This window comes from Allobosea sp. BE125, assembly GCF_031456075.1.
Classification (GTDB): Bacteria; Pseudomonadota; Alphaproteobacteria; order Rhizobiales; family Beijerinckiaceae; genus Allobosea.
In genome coordinates, this window is the sequence record NZ_JAVDTY010000002.1 from 411,722 (window position 1) to 431,715 (window position 19,994).

General features: G+C 65.8%; 20 protein-coding genes. 10 read left to right on the forward strand and 10 right to left on the reverse strand.

Features of this window, described 5'->3' with window-relative positions; translation table 11 throughout:
• Positions 1–75 precede the first annotated feature (75 nt).
• Together J2Y55_RS07270 and J2Y55_RS07275 are read left to right on the forward strand one after the other, a co-directional pair.
• A complete protein-coding gene (locus J2Y55_RS07270; protein ID WP_310149902.1) occupies positions 76–1,152 on the forward strand; it encodes an OmpA family protein in 1,077 nt (358 codons plus the stop codon).
• A 205-nt stretch (positions 1,153–1,357) separates the two neighbouring features.
• Positions 1,358–1,660, forward strand: a complete 303-nt coding sequence (locus tag J2Y55_RS07275) for a hypothetical protein (RefSeq protein WP_310149905.1) — start codon at positions 1,358–1,360, stop codon at positions 1,658–1,660.
• A 70-nt stretch (positions 1,661–1,730) separates the two neighbouring features.
• Here J2Y55_RS07275 and J2Y55_RS07280 read toward each other — a convergent pair whose 3' ends face one another.
• Positions 1,731–2,372 carry a ceramidase domain-containing protein gene (locus tag J2Y55_RS07280; protein ID WP_310149908.1) on the reverse strand — a complete coding sequence of 214 codons (642 nt, stop codon included), beginning with the start codon at positions 2,370–2,372 and terminating at the stop codon, positions 1,731–1,733.
• A gap of 221 nt (positions 2,373–2,593) precedes the next feature.
• Here J2Y55_RS07280 and J2Y55_RS07285 point away from each other — a divergent pair, with 221 nt between their 5' ends.
• The 3 genes from J2Y55_RS07285 (at position 2,594) to J2Y55_RS07295 (ending at position 5,816) form a co-directional block, all read left to right on the forward strand.
• Positions 2,594–3,892 (forward strand): GGDEF domain-containing protein, encoded by a 1,299-nt coding sequence (locus tag J2Y55_RS07285; protein WP_310149910.1) that lies wholly within the window; start codon positions 2,594–2,596, stop codon positions 3,890–3,892.
• 16 nt (positions 3,893–3,908) lie between these two features.
• Complete coding sequence (locus J2Y55_RS07290) at positions 3,909–4,190, forward strand: YARHG domain-containing protein (protein ID WP_404978838.1); 282 nt, start codon at positions 3,909–3,911, stop codon at positions 4,188–4,190.
• A 114-nt stretch (positions 4,191–4,304) separates the two neighbouring features.
• Positions 4,305–5,816, forward strand: coding sequence for a helicase HerA domain-containing protein (locus tag J2Y55_RS07295; protein WP_310149913.1), 1,512 nt, complete (start codon positions 4,305–4,307; stop codon positions 5,814–5,816).
• Positions 5,817–5,965: 149 nt separating this feature from the next.
• Here the strand turns inward: J2Y55_RS07295 and J2Y55_RS07300 are convergent, their stop codons facing one another.
• On the reverse strand, positions 5,966–6,529 hold the full coding sequence (locus J2Y55_RS07300; RefSeq protein ID WP_310149916.1) for a TIGR00645 family protein: 564 nt from the start codon (positions 6,527–6,529) through the stop codon (positions 5,966–5,968).
• 254 nt (positions 6,530–6,783) lie between these two features.
• Here J2Y55_RS07300 and J2Y55_RS07305 point away from each other — a divergent pair, with 254 nt between their 5' ends.
• The 3 genes from J2Y55_RS07305 (at position 6,784) to xth (ending at position 8,618) form a co-directional block, all read left to right on the forward strand.
• On the forward strand, positions 6,784–7,248 hold the full coding sequence (locus J2Y55_RS07305) for a BA14K family protein (RefSeq protein ID WP_310149920.1): 465 nt from the start codon (positions 6,784–6,786) through the stop codon (positions 7,246–7,248).
• A gap of 64 nt (positions 7,249–7,312) precedes the next feature.
• The gene (locus tag J2Y55_RS07310; protein ID WP_310149925.1) at positions 7,313–7,747 is read left to right on the forward strand and encodes a hypothetical protein; all 435 of its coding nucleotides are present in this window, start codon (positions 7,313–7,315) and stop codon (positions 7,745–7,747) included.
• A 91-nt stretch (positions 7,748–7,838) separates the two neighbouring features.
• The gene (gene xth, locus J2Y55_RS07315) at positions 7,839–8,618 is read left to right on the forward strand and encodes an exodeoxyribonuclease III (RefSeq protein ID WP_310149928.1); all 780 of its coding nucleotides are present in this window, start codon (positions 7,839–7,841) and stop codon (positions 8,616–8,618) included.
• 63 nt (positions 8,619–8,681) lie between these two features.
• Here xth and J2Y55_RS07320 read toward each other — a convergent pair whose 3' ends face one another.
• The 7 genes from J2Y55_RS07320 to dps all read right to left on the reverse strand — a co-directional run bounded on the left by J2Y55_RS07320 (position 8,682) and on the right by dps (position 17,998).
• The gene (locus tag J2Y55_RS07320) at positions 8,682–9,044 is read right to left on the reverse strand and encodes a hypothetical protein (RefSeq protein ID WP_310149931.1); all 363 of its coding nucleotides are present in this window, start codon (positions 9,042–9,044) and stop codon (positions 8,682–8,684) included.
• A 67-nt stretch (positions 9,045–9,111) separates the two neighbouring features.
• Positions 9,112–10,065: a tetratricopeptide repeat protein gene (locus J2Y55_RS07325; RefSeq protein WP_310149934.1), complete on the reverse strand. Its 954-nt coding sequence runs from the start codon at positions 10,063–10,065 to the stop codon at positions 9,112–9,114.
• Positions 10,052–11,782 carry a dihydroxy-acid dehydratase gene (gene ilvD, locus J2Y55_RS07330; protein ID WP_310149936.1) on the reverse strand — a complete coding sequence of 577 codons (1,731 nt, stop codon included), beginning with the start codon at positions 11,780–11,782 and terminating at the stop codon, positions 10,052–10,054. The genes J2Y55_RS07325 and ilvD overlap by 14 nt, the downstream gene beginning before the upstream one ends.
• 338 nt (positions 11,783–12,120) lie before the next feature.
• The gene (locus J2Y55_RS07335) at positions 12,121–12,702 is read right to left on the reverse strand and encodes a YqaA family protein (RefSeq protein ID WP_310149938.1); all 582 of its coding nucleotides are present in this window, start codon (positions 12,700–12,702) and stop codon (positions 12,121–12,123) included.
• Between the two features lie 161 nt (positions 12,703–12,863).
• Complete coding sequence (locus tag J2Y55_RS07340; RefSeq protein ID WP_310149942.1) at positions 12,864–14,495, reverse strand: alkaline phosphatase D family protein; 1,632 nt, start codon at positions 14,493–14,495, stop codon at positions 12,864–12,866.
• 51 nt (positions 14,496–14,546) lie between these two features.
• Positions 14,547–17,366 (reverse strand): valine--tRNA ligase, encoded by a 2,820-nt coding sequence (locus J2Y55_RS07345; RefSeq protein ID WP_310149944.1) that lies wholly within the window; start codon positions 17,364–17,366, stop codon positions 14,547–14,549.
• Positions 17,367–17,515: 149 nt separating this feature from the next.
• Positions 17,516–17,998: a DNA starvation/stationary phase protection protein Dps gene (gene dps / locus J2Y55_RS07350; protein ID WP_310149948.1), complete on the reverse strand. Its 483-nt coding sequence runs from the start codon at positions 17,996–17,998 to the stop codon at positions 17,516–17,518.
• 222 nt (positions 17,999–18,220) lie between these two features.
• On the opposite strand from dps, the gene J2Y55_RS07355 reads away from it, so the two are divergent.
• Together J2Y55_RS07355 and J2Y55_RS07360 are read left to right on the forward strand one after the other, a co-directional pair.
• A complete protein-coding gene (locus tag J2Y55_RS07355; RefSeq protein ID WP_310149951.1) occupies positions 18,221–18,706 on the forward strand; it encodes a pyridoxamine 5'-phosphate oxidase family protein in 486 nt (161 codons plus the stop codon).
• A 36-nt stretch (positions 18,707–18,742) separates the two neighbouring features.
• Positions 18,743–18,970 (forward strand): hypothetical protein, encoded by a 228-nt coding sequence (locus J2Y55_RS07360; protein ID WP_310149956.1) that lies wholly within the window; start codon positions 18,743–18,745, stop codon positions 18,968–18,970.
• Between the two features lie 369 nt (positions 18,971–19,339).
• Here J2Y55_RS07360 and J2Y55_RS07365 read toward each other — a convergent pair whose 3' ends face one another.
• Entirely contained in the window at positions 19,340–19,963 is a 624-nt protein-coding gene (locus J2Y55_RS07365; RefSeq protein WP_310149959.1) for a PopZ family protein, read from the reverse strand.
• Between the last annotated feature and the right edge of the window lie 31 nt (positions 19,964–19,994).

Sequence of the window (19,994 nt, forward strand, 5' to 3'; positions counted from 1 at the left end):
GCGAACCCGGCATTGAGTCACCCCGGAAAGGTCGATACCGTCCCGCTCCCAAAGATCCGAACGGGAGAAACTGCGATGGCCTGGGCTCGACTGGCTGGTGTTGCGATGGCCCTGATGGCCTTGTCCGGCGCAGCCCATGCGGATGCGACGATCCCGACCAAGGACATCGCCGGCGTGAAGGATAACCCCATGCTGAAGCGCTATGAGGGCTCCTTCATCGTCAGCGGCGCGAGCTCGGCCTTCACCGATTTCAAGGTTCCGCTCTCCAAACTGGAGCAGACCGACAGGCGCGACCCGATGAACAATATCCTGTTCGTGCCCAAGCAGGAGCAGGAGGTCGAAGGCGCCTTCACCCGCCTGGTCTATGTCGCGCCCGCCAACCGCTCGCCTTTGGAAGTGCTGCGCAACTACCAGGACGAGATCGAGGCCGCCGGCGGCGCGGTGCTGTTTGGCTGCAAGACCGAGGGCTGCGGCGGCGATCACACCCGCGCCTCAAGCGGCGGCGGCGGCGAATCCAGCCTGATGATGTATTTCTTCCGCGAGGCCGACATCAAGGATGGCAGCTTCTCGAACGGCGCCTGCGCCGTCACCGGCACGATCAGCGATCAACGCTTCTTTGCAGCCAAGCTGCCGCGCCCCGGCGGTGAGGCTCATGTCACCGTCCAGACCTACCAGCTCGGCGACAACGGCTACTGCACGGCGCTGACCGGCCGCACGGTCGCCGTGGTCCATATCGTCGAGCCGAGATCACGCGAGAAGAAGATGACCGAGGTGAAGGCGCAGGAAATGGCGCGCTCCCTGGGTTCGACCGGCAGGATCGCGCTCTACGGCATCCTGTTCGACACCAACAAGACCGAGATCAAGCCGGAATCGGCTGCGACCCTGCAGGAGATCGCCGCGTTGATGAAATCGGACGCCAAGCTCGCCGTCATCGTCGTCGGCCACACCGATAATCAGGGCGGCTACGACTACAATGTCGATCTCTCGCGTCGCCGCGCCGACGCCGTGATCAAGGCGCTCGCCGCCGACTACAAGCTCGACGCCAAGCGCTTCCGCGCAGCGGGCGTCGGCATGGTCGCTCCCGTCGCCAGCAACGACGCCGAGGAAGGCCGCAGCCAGAACCGCCGCGTCGAGCTGGTGAAGCTGAACTGAAATCCACAGCGTTTTCGAGCGAAGCGGACATCCGTTCGCGTGAAGAAGACGTGTTGCTACAATGGGCTACAGCAATGTCCGATCGAACTGGATCGGACATTGCTGTAGTCTTGCGCCGCAAGGCAGCCCTTCGCGCAGAGCATGGAACGACGCCGGCGCGCCGCGCGTTCCATGCGCGGGGCGTGGTTTTGCGGAGGTTCATGCCATGGTGATCGCCGGTCTCGTCGCAATCTCGCTGTCCTCTGGCATGGTGCTGCCGGTCGCCGACAGCCCGCCCCGCTTCAGCATCGAACAGGCCTGCCGCCATGCCGGCGAGCCCGTCACCGGCGTTGGCCGCCCCAACCAGGCCTGCCGCGACGACGAGAGCAAGGCGGCGGCCGATCTGCAGCAGCAATGGGCGAAATATCCGCCCGTCCAGCGCGCCACCTGCGTCGAGGGTGCGGGGCTGGGCGGCCCGCCGAGCTATGTCCAGGTGCTGACCTGCCTGGAGATGGCCGCGCATAAGTGAAACTGCCCGCCGGGCACGCGCCTCCCCGCATCGGCTTCTCCCGAAAACCGGTTCCCACGGGGCCGATGCTCTAGCGCAGGATCGCCGCCCTCAGCAGCAGATAGAGCACGCCTGCATTGAGCAGGTGCCCGAGCCAGTGCGTGCCCATGAACCAGCCACCGCACAGCGCTCCATCCAGCCTGCGAAAGGCCAGCGATAGGGCAAACACCAACCCCGCCAAACCGACCAGCCGCGCCGTATCCCGGCCGTCCGGCCGGCGCAGCAGCGCGCCAGCGACACCGGCAAGCCCCAGCAGGAAGGCGGCATAGCCGGCCGAGCCGCGCGCCGGCTGCGGCAGCAAGGGACCAAGCCCGCCGGAGAGCAGCAGCGCGAAGGCGAAGAAGGCGAGCGTCCCCAGCGCTGCAGCCCGCAAGGACAAGCCGAAGAAGCGCGTCAGCGCCAAGCCGAAATAGCAGAAGGCGAAGAGCTGGATCGGCACGACATCGGCGGCCAGCGTCCAGCCCTGCGGCATGGTGTGGTAGAGGAAGGAGCCGAGGCCGATCGCAAAGACCAGCAGCGTGAGCGCCAGGGCCGGTCGGTCCGAACCGCCGCTGCGCCGCCAGAGCTGAAAAGCCGCGACAGCCGCCAGCAGGAAGGCTCCGTTCGTCAGAGCATTCCAGGGCTCGGCCCAGAATGCGCCGCTCAGCCGCTCGCAATAGCCGTAGCTCAGCACCGTTCGATTCTCCTGAAGGTCCTCTTGCCTCCCGAACAGCCCTCTTGCCAGTGCTCTACGACATCGGTGTTGCGCCGCGCGATGGCTTGGCAGCAAGCCTTCCCCCCGGCCGCCCTGTACAGGTCCGATCACGCCGGATTTGGCGACTATCATGAGGAAACCTTAAACCAAAGCCGACAAATCCACCGCATGTCCAAACGGAGTTTTAGATAGTAGGCGGCATGGTCACGCCCATGCACGCCCCGGGACCGGTCATCGACGTCGCCGCAACAGCTGCGCCGACTCCGGCGCAGGCTGGCCTCTATGCCGAGCAGCGGAGGAAGGGCTTCGGACGGCTGCGCTTCTCGCTGGCGCTGGAGCGCGAATACCGCCGGCATATGCGCCAGGATCAGCGCGTCAGCGCGCTGATCTGCTCGGCCACCGCGCTGGCGATCTGGCTCGCCTTCATGGCGCTCGATCTCTGGCGGCTCGACCTGCCCCGCGAGCTCGCCGGGCGGCATTACGATGTCTGGATCACAGTGTGTCTGCGCCTGGTCGTGCTGGCGGTCCTGCTGTTGCTGATCCAGCGCCTGGCGAGCCGGGGCCGCAATGAGGGCAAACCTCCATCGCCCAGTTATCCCTGGCTATCGTTCCTGGCTCTGGTCCTGATCGGAACCTCCAGCGCCATCAGCGCCAATGTCATGAAGCTGCGCGACCTCGCTCATGCCGACATGGCGCAGTTCGTCATCATCATCGCAGTCTTCCTGCCGGTTGGGATGACCTTTCGCCAAAGCCTTGGCGCTGCGACGCTGATCGCCGTCGCAACCGCGCTGCTCGGCGGCGTGATGCTCGATCCCAGCCATATGCGCGAGCATATCCGGCTCTCGACCCTGGTGTTCTTCGCCGTCTTCGTCGGCGCCGTCGGGGCCTATCTGCGCGAATACGCCCAGCGCGACCAGTTCCTGCTGCGCCGCCTGCTGCATCACTACGCCATGTTCGACGCGCTGACCGGCATCGGCAATCGCCGCTTCTTCGAGCAGCACGCCGCGACCGCCTTGCTGCAGGCGCAGCGCGAAGGGGCGGGCGTGGTGCTCGCCATCCTCGATGTCGATCATTTCAAGAAGTTCAACGACCGCTACGGCCATCAGACCGGAGATCTTGCGCTCAGCCTGGTCGCGCGCAGCCTCAGGAGTGGCCTGCGCCGGCCGATGGACCTTGCTGCCCGGCTCGGCGGAGAAGAATTCGGCCTGCTGCTCTACGGAACCGGGCCGGAGCAGGCCCAGGTCCTGCTCGACAGCATCGTCGCCGCCGTCGTCGAGCTTGCCATTCCCCATGACGCCTCGGCCACGGCGCCGCATCTCACCGTCAGCATCGGCGCGGCCTGCTTCGACGGGCGCGAGACGCTGGAGAGCCTCTACCGGCGGGCCGACGCGGTTTTGTATGAAAGCAAGACCGGCGGCCGGAACCGGGCCGGGTTGGACTGGCCGAGATCAGTGGTTGCCCTGGCCAGCCGCAGGCCGCAAACTCGGCGTCGCAAATGAATCAGGGGAACGGGCGATGCCGCGCCAGATGCTGACGATGCTGGGCCTGCTTGGCTTTGGCCTCATGGCCGCCTCCACCGCTCCCGCCCGCGCCGAAACCTGCGACGATCTCTGGTATGCCCGCAACGAGATCTACAAGGCGCAGGGCTATTGCTTCCGCACCGCGCGCGGCATTAGCGCCTTCGGCAATGCCGGCTGCCAATACGACGCCGTCGAGGACGTGCCGCTCTCAAACAGCCAGCGCCGCACCATCGCCGATATCGCCCGCGAGGAGCGGACCCGGCGCTGCCCGCGTTGAGCGATCGATGAACCACCTTTGCTGTGGAAGGCGTGCTGCGCTGCGGCGAGAGCAGCGTCCGACCGTGCTAGAAGCGCCGGTCCGACAGGCAGATCAAGGCGACGCAACCACGGCATGACGACGGCCATCGACATGGGGACCGCCCGGAGCGGCGAGCCAGCCTTGCTCGATCTCGCCGAATTGCTGGCGACGCGTCTGCTTGTCCAGGGCAATTCCGGTTCGGGCAAATCGCATCTGCTGCGCCGCCTGCTTGAGCAGAGTGCGCCGCTCGTCCAGCAGGCGGTGATCGATCCCGAGGGCGATTTCGTCTCGCTCGCCGACCAGTTCGGCCATGTCGTGGTCGATGCGCAATGCGGCGAGGCCGAACTCCAGCGCGTCGCGCTCAGGGTCCGGCAGCATCGCGTCTCGGTGGTGCTGAACCTGGAGAATCTCGAGGCCGACGAGCAGTTGCGCGCGGTCGCCGCCTTCCTCGGCGGCCTGTTCGACGTCGACCGCAGCCTCTGGTTCCCGATGCTGATCGTCGTCGATGAGGCGCAGCTCTTCGCACCGGTGATGGCGGGCGAAGCCTCCGACGAGGCGCGCCGGCTCTCGCTCGGCGCCATGACCAACCTGATGTGCCGGGGCCGCAAGCGCGGGCTGGCCGGCGTCATCGCGACCCAGCGCCTCGCAAAACTCGCCAAGAACGTCGCGGCGGAAGCCTCGAACTTCCTGATGGGCCGGACCTTCCTCGACATCGACATGGCCCGCGCCGCCGACCTCCTCGGCATGGACCGCAAGCAGGCCGAAATGTTCCGCGATCTCGAACGCGGCCAGTTCGTCGCGCTCGGCCCCGCTTTGTCGAAGCGCCCGCTGCCGCTGCGGATCGGGCCGGCGACCTCGCTCGATCGCGGTGGCGCGCCTGGCTTGATGCCGTTGCCCGAACAAGGGCCCGAGGAAGCAGGAAAGCTGATCTTCACCGCCGGCGCTGACGAAATACCGTTGACGAACTGGCCGCCGCGCCCGGCACCAAGGCCGCGCCCACCCGCCAATGACGTGCTGCGCCAGATCGAAACCTACCGGCCCTCGCCCGCACCGGAGCCCGAGCCCGAGATCCCGATGGAGCCGGAAGAGCGCGAGGCGATCATGTCCGAGATCCTGCGTGAATTGATGGTCGATCCCGAGACGCGCACGCGCCAGATCGCGGTGCTCTACCAGGATTTCACCGTGCGCTGCCGCATGCGCCGGCTCGGCCGCCAGAGCCTGAGCCTCGACGATTTCCGCCGCAGGCTCGCCGTGGCGCGCGCCGGCGCGAGCGAGGAGGTCACGGCTTCCGAGCCCTGGCAGGCCGCGATCGAGGCCTCGGCCGCGCTGCCCGATGATCTCCAGAGCCTGTTCCTGTTCATCGCGCGGGCCGGCATCGAGCGCACGCCCTGCCCCACCGATGCAGAGCTCGCCGCCGTCTATGGCAGCCATTCGCCGAGCCGGGCGCGCCGCCTGATCGGCTATATCGAGGAGCGTGGGCTCCTGGTCTGCCATGTCGATTTCCGCGGCCAGCGTACGCTCGCTTTGCCGACGCTCGGACTGGAGACCGCGCCGGGCCTCGCCCAGCCACGCACCGCGGGCCTGCCGCGCGGAGCGCGGAGCTAGAAACGGCGGAGAGGCCTTTTCGAAACTCTACTCCGGTAAGTCGGCTGGCGCGGCTTTCGAGAACCGGCGCAGCGGACTTTGGTCCGTGAGCACCGGAAGCGCAGAAAGCCGCGCCAGACAGCCGCCGGAGTAGAGTTTCGAATGGGCTCTCAATGCTCCTTGCCGACGGGCATCGTCATCCTGTCGACCCAGGCGATGCCGATCGCCGACAGGATGAAGACGGTGTGGATCGCCGTCTGCAGGATGACGCCGGTCGCGGTGTAGCTCGTCGCGGTCGCGCTGCCGATATTGCCGGCCTCGATGAAGGTCCGCAGCAGATGGATCGACGAGATGCCGATGATCGCCATGGCGAGCTTGATCTTGAGCACGCTGGCGTTGACGTGGCTCAGCCATTCCGGCTGGTCGGGATGGTCCTGCAGGCCCAGGCGCGAGACGAAGGTCTCGTAGCCGCCGACGATGACCATGATCAGCAGGTTCGAGATCATCACCACATCGATCAGGCCCAGCACCACCAGCATGATCTGCTGCTCGCCGAACTCGGTCGCATGGGTGACGAGGTGCCAGAGCTCCTTCAGGAACAGGAAGACGTAGACGCACTGCGCCACGATCAAACCGAGATAAAGCGGCAGCTGCAGCCAGCGCGAGCTGAAGATGATTGTTGGCAAGAGCTTCACGGCCACGGGGACGCGCGGGGGTACGCCAGAATGCGACATGAAGGAGTTTCCAGGCTTTCTCGAACGGATGTTGCAATGCAAAAGGGTGCTGCCGCTAGATGGTGCAAGAGCATCGACCGTGCAAGCGGCCCTCGCCGGGCCACGGCAAAAGTTCCCGCAAGCAGTCCGATCGATGGAAATTTGGGCTTCCTTGCGATCGGCGCTTCCATGACGACACGTCAGGGACTAAGTTTAGCGACAATCGGGGGAACAGATGACGTTCCTCTCGCGTTGGAGAGGAAAGGAGTTTTCTCATGATCAAGACCTTGACCATCGCGGCCGCGCTCGTTGGAGGCGCCCTCATCGCCGCCCCGGCTTCCGCCGCTCCGCTCAGCGCAACCGCGGGCTCGGCCCTGACGCTCGCCGATAGCGGCAAGGGCCTCGTCGAGACCGTGCAGTATCGCCGTTACGGCTATGGCCGCGGTTACGGCGGACGTTATGGCTACCGCGGTGGTTATTATCGCGGTGGACGCGGCGCGGCTGTCGGCGCCGGCATCGCGGCGGGCGCCATCGGCGCACTGGCCGCCGGCGCCCTCCTTGCGCCCGGTCCGGTCTATGCCGAGCCGGCTCCGATCTATGGCGGCCCGGTTTACGGCGCCCCGGTTTACGCGGGCGCAGGTCCCGACGCGGTCGCCTATTGCTCGCGTCGCTTCCGCAGCTACGACCCCGAGACCGGCACCTATATCGGCGCGGGCGGCGTCGTCCGCTCCTGCCCGTAAGCATCAATGAGAGAGCGGCCGCGCGCCCTGAGCGCGCGGCTCGCTACCCTGCGGAGCCCGCGCGGTGAGTGCGCACCCACCCCTGTGGCGCCTGATCCCGGCGCTGATCGTCGCGCCGGCAGTTCCTGCCGCACTTTATGCGGCATGGATCTGGTTCGATACGCCGTCGCAGGCGAGCTATTTTTCGCATTTCCGGTTGATCGCAGGCATTGGAGCCTATCCGGCCGCGTTGCTGCTCGGGTTGCCGACGCTCATATTGCTGCGCGGCGAAGTCGCGCCGACGCTGCGCCGGGCGATGCTCATCGGCGGCATTATCGCCAGCTTTCAGTGGCTTCTGCTGATTCCATTCAGCGTTACCTCGAACGCAAATCTCGGCGGCTATCTCCTCGCGGCGGTGCTGCCCGCCTTCCTCCTCGGGCTTCTCGGCGGCGCTGTTTTCTATCTCGTCGGCTGCATGGGGCCGGAGAGCCTGGCAAAGCCGTTCCGCCCCGCCCCCTGACTTGCCCAGCTCCTGACTTGCCACGCTCCTGACTTGCATTGACGGGCCGGCTGCCTCTTATTCTGCCCTCCTTCGACTCGGAGCCTGCCCCTTGCGCATCGCCACCTGGAACGTCAATTCGGTCCGCCAGCGGCTGGGCCATCTGCTCGACTTCCTAAGGGAGGCGCAGCCTGACGCGCTCTGCCTGCAGGAAATCAAATGCATCGACGCCGATTTTCCGCGCGCCGAGATCGAGGAGGCCGGCTGGCAGGTCGAGACCCATGGCCAGAAGACCTTCAACGGTGTCGCCATCATCAGCCGCAGCAAGCTCGAGGATGTCCGGCGCGGCCTGCCGGGCGACGCGAGCGACGAGCAGGCGCGCTATCTCGAAGGCGTCCTGCCCATGGGCAGTGGCGTGGTGCGCCTGGCCACCATCTACCTGCCCAACGGCAACCCTCCCAACACCGAGAAATACCCCTACAAGCTCGACTGGATGAAGCGCCTCACCAACCATGCCCGGATGCTGCTGGAGCAGGAAGAGCCGCTGGTCTTCGCCGGCGACTACAACGTCATCCCCGAGCCGCGCGACGCCCGCGAGCCCGCGGCCTGGGTCAATGACGCGCTCTTCCTGCCGCCGACGCGCACCGCCTTTCGCGGCCTGGTCAATCTCGGCCTGACCGAGGCGCTGCGCGCGACCACGGATGCGCCGGGCCTCTACACCTTCTGGGACTATCAGGCCGGCGCCTGGCAGCGAAACAATGGCATCCGCATCGACCATCTCCTGCTCTCGCCGCAGGCGGCCGACCGGCTCGCGGGCGTCCAGATCGTCAAACATGTCCGCGGCTGGGAGAAGCCGTCGGATCACGTGCCGGTGATGCTGGAATTGAACTGAGCGGCGAGGCTCGACGCCTCTTCCCTTCTCCCGCGCCTGGTTCTGACCGGGCAGACTTGAAGATTAATCCGCCGAGCCTCGCTTCACGCCGTCCTTGATGAACACCCGAAACGGCGTCGTGCCGGTGGCGCTGCCATCAAGCGAGCGCCAACTGCCATTGGTGCAGAGCACGCCGCCTTGCGTCTCGACCGCCTGGAAGGTGATCGCATTGCGATAGACCGTGCCATTGGGCTCGATCGCCCGGAAATTCGTGGTGCATTTGCCGTTCGCGACGACCGGGTCGTAGTCATGGATCATGATGCCGCCGCCGCCCGTGCTCGGGAACGGGTCCTTGAGCGGAGCCCAGCGCTCGAAATCATCCTGCGCGGCAACGCCAGCGGCTGTGAACATGATGGCGATGAGGCTGAAAGGCACGGCATGACGCATGGCGCAGGCTCCCGATGGGTCTGCTCCAATTACGCTCGGATCGTTATGTCGGATGCAGTCGCCGGGCTCAGCGCTGCGGCGTGCCGCGGCTGGCGAATTGCTGGCGCTCGACCATGGCGAGCGCCGCACTGCGATCCGCCGGCGAAGCGGCGGCAAAAGCAGCCTCGCAGCGCTCGATGATCCAGGCCTCGCGCGCCGCATCGGCGCTGTCGCGCGCAAGCGAGAGCCACATCAATCCCACCACCGGCGCACGCGGCACGCCGTCGCCGCCACGGATCAGCATGTCGCCGAAGACGGCGCGGGCCGGGGCGTGGCCCTTCTCGGCGGCGAGCTTCATCCAGCGCGCAGCCTGGCGCGCATCGCGATTGGTGCCCTGCCCGTTCATGTAGAGCCGGGCGAGGTTGTACTGGCCTTCCGGGTCGCCGAAATAAGAGGCGGCATAGTGGAACATGTCGAAAGCCCGGTCGGCATTGGGCTTCACATAGCTGCCCTTGATGCCGTCGACGAAATAGCCGCCGAGCGCCACAAAAGCGCCGCTGACGATGCGGCCGTCTGCCGTGCCGGGAGTAGCATCCGCATTCTCGTCCGCGATCTTCGAGAAATACTCGAACGCCTTGAGATCATTGGCCGGCACGCCATCGCCGCCGGCATACATCCGGCCGAGCTTGAACTGCGCCGTGAGATGGCCCTGGGAGGCGGCGTATTCGAGCGCGCGCACGGCGCCGACCTGGTCGCCGGCGGTCGAGTCGCGCATCCAGGCCCGGATCGCGTCGCGGGCATTGCTGAAGGGGGCGATCGGCAAGGCCGTATGCGCGGCCGGGCCGCTCGGCGCGGGCGCGATCGGCCGCACGCTGGGAGCAGGCGGTGCGGGCGGAGCAAGATCGGGTTCGGGCAGCATCACGCCCGGAATCGGACGCGGCGGAACCGGCCCGCGCATAGGCACGCTGTCCTGCGCCCAGGCGGCCTGTTGGCCGCCCAGGATCAGGAACAATGCTGCAAATGTCGCGTCAAATATCCGCATAGCAATGGGTCTCGGCCGCCCCTCCCGGGTGGGTGACGGCCCCACCCTTCGCAGAGCCGACCGTCTGGGCGTATTTCCACAGCGCGCCCGATGCGTAGTCGGTCTTGCGCGGTGTCCAAGCCTTAAGACGCTCTTCAAGTTCGGCATCAGAAAGGCGGCAAGCGAGCTTTCCTGTGACTGCGTCGAGCTCGATGATATCGCCGTCGCGGATGAGCGCGATCGGGCCGCCGACAGCCGCCTCCGGACCGACATGGCCGACGCAGAAACCGCGCGTCGCGCCGGAGAAACGGCCATCCGTGATCAGCGCGACCTTGTCGCCCATGCCCTGGCCATAGAGCGCCGCCGTAGTCGCCAGCATCTCGCGCATGCCGGGGCCGCCCTTGGGCCCCTCATAGCGGATGACCAGCACGTCGCCGACCTTGTAGTCGCGGTTGGTGACGGCGGCGAAGGCGTCTTCCTCGCGGTCGAAGCAGCGCGCCGGGCCGGTGAAGGTCAGTTGCTCGGTCGTCATGCCGGCGATCTTCACGATCGCGCCCTCGGGAGCGAGGTTGCCTTGGAGGCCGACGACGCCGCCATTGGGCGAAAGCGGCTTGTCCGCGGCGCGCACGACGTCCTGCTCGTCATTCCATTTCACCGAGGCGAGGTTCTCGGCGATGGTGCGGCCGGTCACGGTCATGCAGTCGCCATGCAGATAGCCATGGTCGAGCAAGGTCTTCATCAGGAGCGGGATGCCGCCGACCTCGAACATATCTTTCGCGACGTATTTTCCGCCGGGCTTCAGATCGGCGATATAGGGCGTCTTCTTGAAGATCTCGGCCACGGCGAAGAGATCGAAATCGATGCCGCATTCATGCGCGATCGCCGGCAGGTGGAGCGCACCATTGGTCGAACCGCCCGAGGCCGCAACGACGGTCGCGGCGTTCTCCAGCGCCTTGCGGGTGACGATGTCGCGCGGGCGGATGTTGCGGGCGATCAGCTCCATCACCATTTCGCCGGCGGTGTAGCAGAAGCTGTCGCGCATATCGTAGGGCGCCGGCGCGCCGCAGGAATAGGGCAGCGCCAGGCCGATCGCCTCTGCGACGGTCGCCATGGTGTTGGCGGTGAACTGCGCGCCGCAGGAGCCCGAGGACGGACAGGCGACCTCCTCCAGCTCCTTCAGATCCTCATCGGACATCGCACCGACGGAATGCTTGCCGACGGCCTCGAACACGTCCTGCACCGTGACCGGCTTGCCCTTGAAGACGCCGGGCATGATCGAGCCGCCATAAATGAAGATCGAGGGCACGTTCAGGCGCACCATCGCCATCATCATGCCCGGCAGCGACTTGTCGCAACCGGCCAGGCCGACGAGCGCGTCATAGCAATGGCCGCGCATGGTCAATTCGACCGAGTCGGCGATGCATTCGCGCGAGGCGAGCGAGGACTTCATGCCCTGGTGACCCATGGCGATGCCGTCGGTGACGCTGATGGTGCAGAACTCGCGCGGCGTGCCATTGGCCGAGGCAACGCCCTTCTTGACGGCCTGGGCCTGACGCATCAGCGAGATGTTGCAGGGTGCGGCCTCGTTCCAGCAGGAGGCGACGCCGACGAAAGGCTGGGCAATCTGGCGGGCCGTCATGCCCATGGCGTAGTAATAGGAGCGATGCGGCGCGCGAGCCGGCCCGACGCTGACGTGGCGGCTGGGGAGTTTCGATTTATCGAACACACGCACGTCCATGGTCTTTTTTCCTCGTTCCACCCTGCGCTTGAGGCGCGTGGCAGATGTGCCACGCAGCTTGAGCCGGACGCAACGTTATCCCGCCTGCCGACCGTAAGGGCGAAACCCTCTCCGAGCGGCGCAACTCACACTCTAATTCTTCTATATCTCAGTAACTTATCGACGCCCTCTGCTGAGCGCGCTTTGTGGCGGCTTCGCGGCAATTGGGCCAGTCCGGGGCCGTCATCACGCGATGCGGGAGCAGTGTTGCAGCGACGCCACAAATTCACGGCCAACTCTCGAAGGCGGGAACCTTTTGTGCTGTCGCGATTCATGCCTGGCGGGCCAGCCCCACCGCCTCAGAGCACCAGCGGCAGGACGAAGAAGCCGCCGACCACGATGACGAGCAGTCCGACCGCCACCAGCGGCAGATGCTTCTCGATGAAGATGCGGATGTCGTCGCCATAGAAGCGCAACGCCAGCGCGATCATCATGAAGAAGGTGACGCGCGAGACCACCATGCCGATTGTGAACTTCCAGATGTCGAAATGCAGGAAGCCCGACATGATCGTGACGATCTTGAATGGGATCGGCGTCAGCCCCTTGGTGACCAGAACCCAGAACCAGTAGTCCTGCGAGGTCGAGATCAACTGCGCGGCCTTGTCCTGCAGGCCGTAGATGCCGATCAGCCAGGAACCGACGGAATCGTAGAGCAGCGCGCCGATGGCGTAGCCGAGATAGCCGCCCAGCACCGCGCCGAGCGAACAGACACCGGCATAGAACCAGGCGCGGTCGGGCCGGGCGATGCACATCGGCAGCAAGAGCGGGATCGGCGGCAGCGGGCTGACGGAACTTTCGACGAAAGTCAGCGCGAATAGGAGCCAGGGGGCGGCAGGGTGGGACGCATAGGAAACGCACCAGTCATAGGCTCGTTTGAGCATGGCGTAAGAGCAACCGGTCCTGGGTTAATGAAGGCATCGAGCGCATGGCGGGCTTGCGCCCGACGCGCATCTAAGCCTCTCAGCGGAAGATTGCCAGAGTTGTCTTACGGTAACGTCAATTTGAAGACGGCTTCGTGACCGCGCGGCGGCGGCTGTCGCTCTCACGCCGGCTTCAGCCCGGGCCTTCCCGCCTCGACAACGAAGCTCGCCGCCGTCGTGACAGGCGCGCCGGCAGTCGTCACCCTGTCGACCACACGGTAATCGGCCTGCCAGCGCTCGTTCGTGACGGAATGGCGCATATAGCCGCGCTGGTCGTTGAAATAGCGCAGATGCGGGTTCTTCCTGAGCCTGGTCTCGCCGCCCTTTGTCATGGTCGCGCCGTCGCCGCCCGAGCTGATCGAGGTCGCGACGAATTCGACGCCGACCGCTTTCGAAGCCGGATCGTCGAAATTCGCCTTGAGCTCACCAGCCCAGTTCTGGTGGATGTCGCCGGTCAGCACCACGGCATTGGCGATGCGGGCTTCGCTCAGGCTGTCGAACAGCCGCTGGCGGGCCGCTGCCGCACCATCCCATTTGTCCATGTGGACGCTTGAGGCGCCGGGATCCGCCTCGCGATCGAGACGCATCATCATGACCTGCTGCGCCAGCACGTTCCAGCGGGCGCGGGAGGCTCGCAGGCCTTCATCCAGCCAGGCCTCCTGCGCAGCGCCCAGCATCGTGTTCTCGGGCCTCAGTGCATCCGCGCAATGGCTCTGCCAGCCATCGCCACAGGGCTGGTCGGAGCGGAACTGGCGGGTGTCGAGCACCTCGATCTGGGCGAGGTCGCCATAGCGGAAGCGGCGATAAGCCTGGATATTGGGCCCATTGGGAATGGCCGAGCGGCGCAGCGGCATGTGCTCATACCAGGCCTGGAAGGCGGCTGCGCGGCGCAAGGCGAAGATCTCGGGCGGCACGCCCTGCTCCTCGGAGACCAGGCCGGCCCAGTTATTGTCGACCTCATGGTCGTCGAAGGAGACGAGCCAGGGCGCCGAGGCATGCGCCGCCTGGAGGTCGGCGTCGAGCTTGTAGAGTGCATAGCGGCGGCGGTAGTCACCGAGCGCGTAGATCTCATCGGGCTCGCCGGGCATCACGCGCGCCACGGGCAGTTGGCGGGCGCCCGGGCGGATGGTCCGATATTCGTAGATATAGTCGCCGTAGTGGCAGATGAAGTCGAAGCGCTCCGCCGCGGCATGGCGAAAGGCGGTGAAGAAGCCGTCCTCGTAGCGCTGGCAACCGAGCACGCCGAAATCCACGCGCGCCACGGCAGAGCCCACAGCAGGAAAGGTCCGGCCGCGTCCGACCGCGCTTCGCACACCGCCACAGCTGAAGCGGTAGAAATAAGGCCTGTCCGGCGCGAGCCCCGCGACCTCGACATGGACGGCATGGCCGAGTTCCGGCCGCGCCAAGCCTGTGCCGTGCTGAATGATCTGTGCGAAGGTCTCGTCGGCGGCAACCTCCCAGGCCACCTCGACGGCGCGCATCGGCATGCCGCCATGCTCGGCCAACGGTTCGGGCGCGAGCCTGGTCCAGATCACGAAACCGTCGGCAGCGGGATCGCCTGACGCGATGCCGAGCGAGAACGGATCGGCCTTGAAGACAGGATTGGTCCAGAGGCGCTGCGCAAGCGCGGGTTCGCTCGCCAGCAACAGCCCGGACGCCGCCAACCCCTTCAGCAGCAGCCGGCGCGAGGGCGTGCCGGCGGCCGTGACGAAGTCGTCCGGGTCGAGCCGACCGAAGGAATCGAAGCGAAACATGGCTGCCCCCGGAGGATCGCTCCGGAGACTACTTGTCCCTTCGCGGCAAGGCTATGACAGCCGCGTCAGCGCCTCGGCGATCTTGATCTTGCGCGCTTCAGCGGCGGCCTTGCGATCGCGATTCTCCTCGACGACCTCTTCGGGCGCGCGGGCCATGAAGTCGGGATTGCCGAGCTTCTTGTCGACCACCGCGATGTCCTGGTCGAGCTTGGCCATCTCCTTGCTCAGGCGCACTCGCTCGACGTCGAGATCGATGATGCCGGCCAGCGGCAACGCCGCGACCTCGCCACGCACGATGATCTGCGCCGATTGCGCCGGCGCGGTCTCCGCGAAGGCGATCTCGGAGACGCGCGCCAGCCGCTCGATCATCGGCCGCCAGCTCTCGATCGTCGCTCGCGTCGCGGCCGAGGCCTTGACCAGCACGAGCGGCGCCTGCGTGCCTGCCGGCACATTGACCTCCGAGCGCACCGAGCGGATGTCCGAGATCAGGTCGACGACGAAGCCGATCTCGGCCTCGGCCGCCGCATCGCGCAGCGCCGCGAGATCGGGCCAATGCGTCAGGCAGACCAGCGCGTCGTCACCCGAAGCGAGTTTGCGTGGAGCGCCCTCGCCCGCCTTCTGCGCCCAGAGCTCCTCGGTGAGGAAGGGCATGAAGGGGTGCAGCAACTGGCAGATCAGGTCGATGACATGCGCGACGGTGGCTTGCGTCTCGGCCTTCTCGGCGGGATCGACACCCTCGCCCTGCAGCACGGGCTTGGCGAGCTCGAGATACCAGTCGCAGAACTGGCCCCAGGTGAAGCGATAGGCCGCAGCCGCCGCCTCGTTGAACTTGAAGCTCGGGATACCGGCTGCGATCTCCTCGGCCGCACGCGCCGCCTCGCTCAGGATCCAGCGATTGAGCGGCTGCTTCACCTTGGCCGGGTCGAAGCCTTCCGCCCGGGCGCAGCCGTTCAATTCGGCGAAGCGCGCCGCGTTCCAGATCTTCGTCGCGAAGTTGCGGTAGCCCTCGACGCGCGCGGTCGAGAGCTTGATGTCGCGCCCCTGCGCCGCCATCGCGGCGAGCGTGAAGCGCAAGGCATCGGCGCCGTACTGATCGACGATCGTCAGCGGGTCGATGACGTTGCCCTTCGACTTCGACATCTTCGCGCCCTTCTCGTCGCGAACGATGGCGTGGATGTAGACGTCCTTGAACGGCACCTCATCCATGAAGTTGAGGCCCATCATCATCATCCGAGCGACCCAGAAGAAGATGATGTCGAAGGCGGTGACGAGCGTCGCGGTCGGGTAGTAGCGCTTGAGCTCGGCGGTGTCCTCGGGCCAGCCCAGGGTCGAGAACGGCCACAGCGCCGAGGAGAACCAGGTGTCGAGCACATCCTCGTCGCGGGTGAGCTCGACCGTGCCGCCGTAATGGCCAAGCGCCAACGCTTGCGCCTCGACCTCCGATTCCGCCACGAACACCTCGCCGTCAGGCCCATACCAGACCGGGATCTGATGGCCCCACCAGAGCTGGCGCGAGACGCACCAGGGCTCGATGTTCTCCAGCCAGTCGTAATAGACCTTGGTCCAGCTTTCCGGCGTGAACTTGGTGCGCCCGTCGCGGACTGCCTTCAGCGAGCGCTGCGCCAGCGGCTTGACGTCGACATACCATTGGTCGGTCAGCCAGGGCTCGATCACGACATCCGAGCGGTCGCCATGCGGCACGGTGTGGCCATGCGGCTCGATTTTGGCGAGGAAGCCGCGCTCGGCCATCAGCGCGACGACGCGCTTGCGCGCGGCGAAGCGGTCGAGGCCGTGCAGCGCCAGCGTCTCGCTCTCCGGCACTGAGCCGGCGAGGAAATCGGCATTGTCGGCGAGCAGGATCCTGGCCTCGCCGTCGAGGATGTTGACGACGTCGAGCTTGTGGCGCTTGCCGACCTCGAAATCGTTGAAGTCATGCGCCGGGGTGATCTTGACCGCGCCCGTGCCCTTCTCCGGATCGGCATAGTCGTCACCGAAGATCGGGATGACGCGTCCAACCAGCGGCAGCACCACATTCCTGCCGATGAGATGGCCGAGCTTTTCGTTTTCGGGATGAACCGCCACGCCGGTATCGCCCAGCATGGTCTCGGGCCGCGTCGTCGCCACCGTGATGAAGGTCGAGGCGTCGTCGGCGTCATAGGTCACGCCTTCGAGCGGGTAGTTGAAGTAGTAGAGATGCCCGCCCGGATCGCGGTTCAGCAGCTTCTCAAGCTTGGCGGAATCGAAGGCCTCCTCGCCGCCCCGCTCCCATTTGAACGAGCCGGATTTCTCGACCTGGACGACCTCGAGATCGGAGATGGCGGTCTGGAACTTCGGATCCCAGTTCACCAGGCGCTTGGCGCGATAGATCAGGCCCTGCTTGTGCAAGGCGACGAAGACCTTGAGCACGGCCTGGCTCAGGCCCTCATCCATGGTGAAGCGCTCGCGCGACCAGTCGCAGGAGGCGCCCAGGCGCTTCAGCTGGTTGACGATCGTGCCGCCGGATTCGGCCTTCCAGGCCCAGACCTCCTTCAGGAAATCCTCCCGGCTCATGTCGCGGCGGGAGATGTTGCGCTCGGCCGACAGCTTGCGCTCGACCACCATCTGCGTGGCGATGCCGGCATGGTCGGTGCCCGGCTGCCAGAGCACATCCTTGCCGCGCATGCGCTCGAAACGGCAGAGCGCATCCTGCAGCGTGTTGTTGAGCGCATGGCCCATATGCAAGGAGCCGGTGACATTGGGCGGCGGGATCACGATGCAATAGGGCTCGGCGCCGGGCGCAGCACCGCGTCCCGCCTTGAAGGCCTCGGCCTTCTCCCATGCCGCGCTGACGCGCGCCTCGACGGTCGCCGGCTCGAATGTCTTGTCCATCATCGCTTCGCTCGAACGCAAAAAGGCCGGGGAGCACGCCCCGGCCGTGAAAATCAAAGGCCAAAAAGGTCGAAGGACTTAAGAGCCCAAGCAGGGCCTACGCGTCAAGCAAGGCCGGCGCGTCAATCTCTTCGAACGATCACGATGCCGCATCAGGCCGCGGCATTGGACTGCAGGAACCATAAAGCCTTGTCGAGCATGCGCGAATAGGCGGTCAGCAGGTCGGCGGTGCCGGCGTCGCCCGCCTCATCGGTCTTGTCGATCGCCGCGCGCACCAGATTGGCGGTCGCGGCATAGCGCTCGATCAGCGCGGCGAGATGGTCACTCACCGCGATGATGTCGGTCGGGTACGCTTTCAGCGTCGTGGCCGAGGCGGTCGCCTGCGTGGTGCCGAGCGCGATGCCGCCGAGCTGGGCGATGCGCTCGGCGACGGTGTCGACATGTTCGTCGAGATCCTTGCGGAAGCCGTCGAGCATCAGGTGGATGCCGATGAAGCCCGGCCCTTTCAGGTTCCAATGCGCCTGCTTCGTCACCAGCGCGAGGTCGATTCCATCGGCGAGACGCTCGTTCAGCAGGCTGATCACCTCGGTCTTGGTGTTCGATGTCAGGTCGATCTTGGAGACGGGCTTCTTCATGGCGATATCCTCGATGCGGTCATTTGCGGCAGGTCTGCCAGAGGAAAAGGTCTGCCAGAGGAAAGGATCTGGTCGGGCCTTGGCTCAAGATACGCGCGAGGGCACTTCGCGTTCCCCAGCTTCTCGTTCCCAGGATGGAGACGGCCCGGCGTCGCGAACAGGGGCGCAAGGAACTGTTGCAGCGTCCACCCGTTGAGAACGTGAACGACAGGAGAAATGCCAATGACCCATCACACTGACCAGGATCGCGTCTGGACGCTGATCGACGATATCGGGCTGTGCATGCTGGTGACGCATGACGGTTCGAGCGACGAGTTGCGCTCCCGGCCGATGAGCGCCCATGCCGCTCGCGACGAGGACGCGATCTACTTCCTGACCGACGCGCGCAATCACAAGGACGACGAGGTCGAGATCAACGACAATGTCTGCCTGACCTTTGCCGACAATGGCGCCTATCGCTATGTCTCCGTGACCGGCACAGCCAACATTCTCGACGACCGCCGCAAGATCGGCGAACTCTGGTCAACCGCTGCGAGGGCGTTCTGGGAAAGCAAGGACGATCCCAACATCCGCGTCCTGCGCGTCAGGCCCGCAATGGCCGAGTTCTGGGACAGTCCCGGCAAGATCGTCACGACGGTGAAGATGGCGGCAGCCGCGATCACGGGCTCCAAGCCCCATCTCGGCGACAATCGCAAAGTGGTCCTGTGACCATTGCCGCTAGGGAACGCAAAGGGAATTATTGCCATGAAATTTTTAGTCCACGCGCTCGGCGCCTGGTTCGCGGCCGGAGCGGCGTCAGGCCGCTATTCCCGCCCCGTCACCATCGGCATCGCAATGCTGGTCGCGCGGTTGGGCACGCCGACGCTGGCCCTGATGCTCGGCAGCCTGATCTATAAGAAACTGCGCTCGGAAGGCGCTTTTGAGCGGCTGCAGACCGTGCCCGCCAGGAGGCCCCGCACCGCGCGGGGCTGAGAGCCCTCCAGTTGGACATTCCAGCCCTCATCCTGAGGAGTCGCGGGGCGGCGTCTCGCGCCGTCATTCCGGCCAAGCCGCGCAAGCGGCGCTGATCTGGAATCCATCCTAGAGCGTCATTCTCGGGCTTGCCCCGAGACTCTCATGACCAGAGCGCTCTGGTTTACGAGATGGTCGGGTCAAGCCCGACCATGACGCGCTTCGGATTCCGGGTCTCCACGGAGTTTATCCTTGAGCCGATCGAAGATCGGACCCGAGGCTACGCCCGGAATGACGGCGCGTAGGTGGTCGGGACAGAGCCAGTGAAATCTTTGGGTTCGTTTCGGGCCAGCCTCTCGGGATGAGGGCTCGCGGAATTCCCAAATGGGCTCAGTTGCGGCCGCCGCGCGCCACGCGTTCGATCTCGGCGCGTACCAGCCGCTCGACCATGGTCGGCAGGTTGTCGTCGAGCCAGCTCTTCAGCATCGGCTTCAGCATATCCTTCACCAGATCCTCCAACGTGCGGGCGTTGTTGGACAAAACCGTATGGGCAAGCTGACCGAAGGCGCTGGTGACCGCCGAACTCGTCTGGTCGGAGAGAAGCTGGGCCATGTCGAAGGACGGCGTCGAAGCCACAGGCGGCGGAGCAGGAGCCGGAGCCGGCACGAAAGCCTGCGGCGAGACGGGTTCCGGCTCGGCTGTCGCGGCCGGTTCCGGGGCCTCAAGGAAGTCGATATCGCTGGATTCCGCCTGGGCCTGGGCCTGGGCCTCGGCAGGCGGCTCCGGTTCAGGCGCGGCGATCAGGCTGGCTTCGGCCCCGAGATCGAGCACGTCGTCATCGGCGGCCGACACCGCGCTCGCGCCGGCGAGCAGCGCCTTCAACTCGTCGTCCCCGTCCGTTACGGCAGGAGGCGTTGCTTCGGCAGGCTTGGCCTCGTCATCCGAGATGATCCGACGAATGGAGGCAAGGATTTCCTCCATCGACGGTTCGCTGGGCTTCGGTTGCGCGCTCATCTTGGGTCCGGACCACTCGACACCAGGCGCG

What these genes read in the sequence shown, in the direction of transcription:
- dps (WP_310149948.1), bottom strand. Translation starts at nt 17,998, where the DNA reads ATGAAGAAGCCCGTCTCCAAGATCGACCTGACATCGAACACCAAGACC.
- J2Y55_RS07355 (WP_310149951.1), top strand. Translation starts at nt 18,221, where the DNA reads ATGACCCATCACACTGACCAGGATCGCGTCTGGACGCTGATCGACGAT.
- J2Y55_RS07345 (WP_310149944.1), bottom strand. Translation starts at nt 17,366, where the DNA reads ATGATGGACAAGACATTCGAGCCGGCGACCGTCGAGGCGCGCGTCAGC.
- J2Y55_RS07360 (WP_310149956.1), top strand. Translation starts at nt 18,743, where the DNA reads ATGAAATTTTTAGTCCACGCGCTCGGCGCCTGGTTCGCGGCCGGAGCG.
- J2Y55_RS07275 (WP_310149905.1), top strand. Translation starts at nt 1,358, where the DNA reads ATGGTGATCGCCGGTCTCGTCGCAATCTCGCTGTCCTCTGGCATGGTG.
- J2Y55_RS07290 (WP_404978838.1), top strand. Translation starts at nt 3,909, where the DNA reads ATGCCGCGCCAGATGCTGACGATGCTGGGCCTGCTTGGCTTTGGCCTC.
- J2Y55_RS07300 (WP_310149916.1), bottom strand. Translation starts at nt 6,529, where the DNA reads ATGTCGCATTCTGGCGTACCCCCGCGCGTCCCCGTGGCCGTGAAGCTC.
- J2Y55_RS07270 (WP_310149902.1), top strand. Translation starts at nt 76, where the DNA reads ATGGCCTGGGCTCGACTGGCTGGTGTTGCGATGGCCCTGATGGCCTTG.
- J2Y55_RS07305 (WP_310149920.1), top strand. Translation starts at nt 6,784, where the DNA reads ATGATCAAGACCTTGACCATCGCGGCCGCGCTCGTTGGAGGCGCCCTC.
- J2Y55_RS07335 (WP_310149938.1), bottom strand. Translation starts at nt 12,702, where the DNA reads ATGCTCAAACGAGCCTATGACTGGTGCGTTTCCTATGCGTCCCACCCT.
- J2Y55_RS07340 (WP_310149942.1), bottom strand. Translation starts at nt 14,495, where the DNA reads ATGTTTCGCTTCGATTCCTTCGGTCGGCTCGACCCGGACGACTTCGTC.
- J2Y55_RS07365 (WP_310149959.1), bottom strand. Translation starts at nt 19,963, where the DNA reads ATGAGCGCGCAACCGAAGCCCAGCGAACCGTCGATGGAGGAAATCCTT.
- J2Y55_RS07285 (WP_310149910.1), top strand. Translation starts at nt 2,594, where the DNA reads ATGGTCACGCCCATGCACGCCCCGGGACCGGTCATCGACGTCGCCGCA.
- J2Y55_RS07320 (WP_310149931.1), bottom strand. Translation starts at nt 9,044, where the DNA reads ATGCGTCATGCCGTGCCTTTCAGCCTCATCGCCATCATGTTCACAGCC.
- J2Y55_RS07295 (WP_310149913.1), top strand. Translation starts at nt 4,305, where the DNA reads ATGACGACGGCCATCGACATGGGGACCGCCCGGAGCGGCGAGCCAGCC.
- J2Y55_RS07325 (WP_310149934.1), bottom strand. Translation starts at nt 10,065, where the DNA reads ATGCGGATATTTGACGCGACATTTGCAGCATTGTTCCTGATCCTGGGC.
- ilvD (WP_310149936.1), bottom strand. Translation starts at nt 11,782, where the DNA reads ATGGACGTGCGTGTGTTCGATAAATCGAAACTCCCCAGCCGCCACGTC.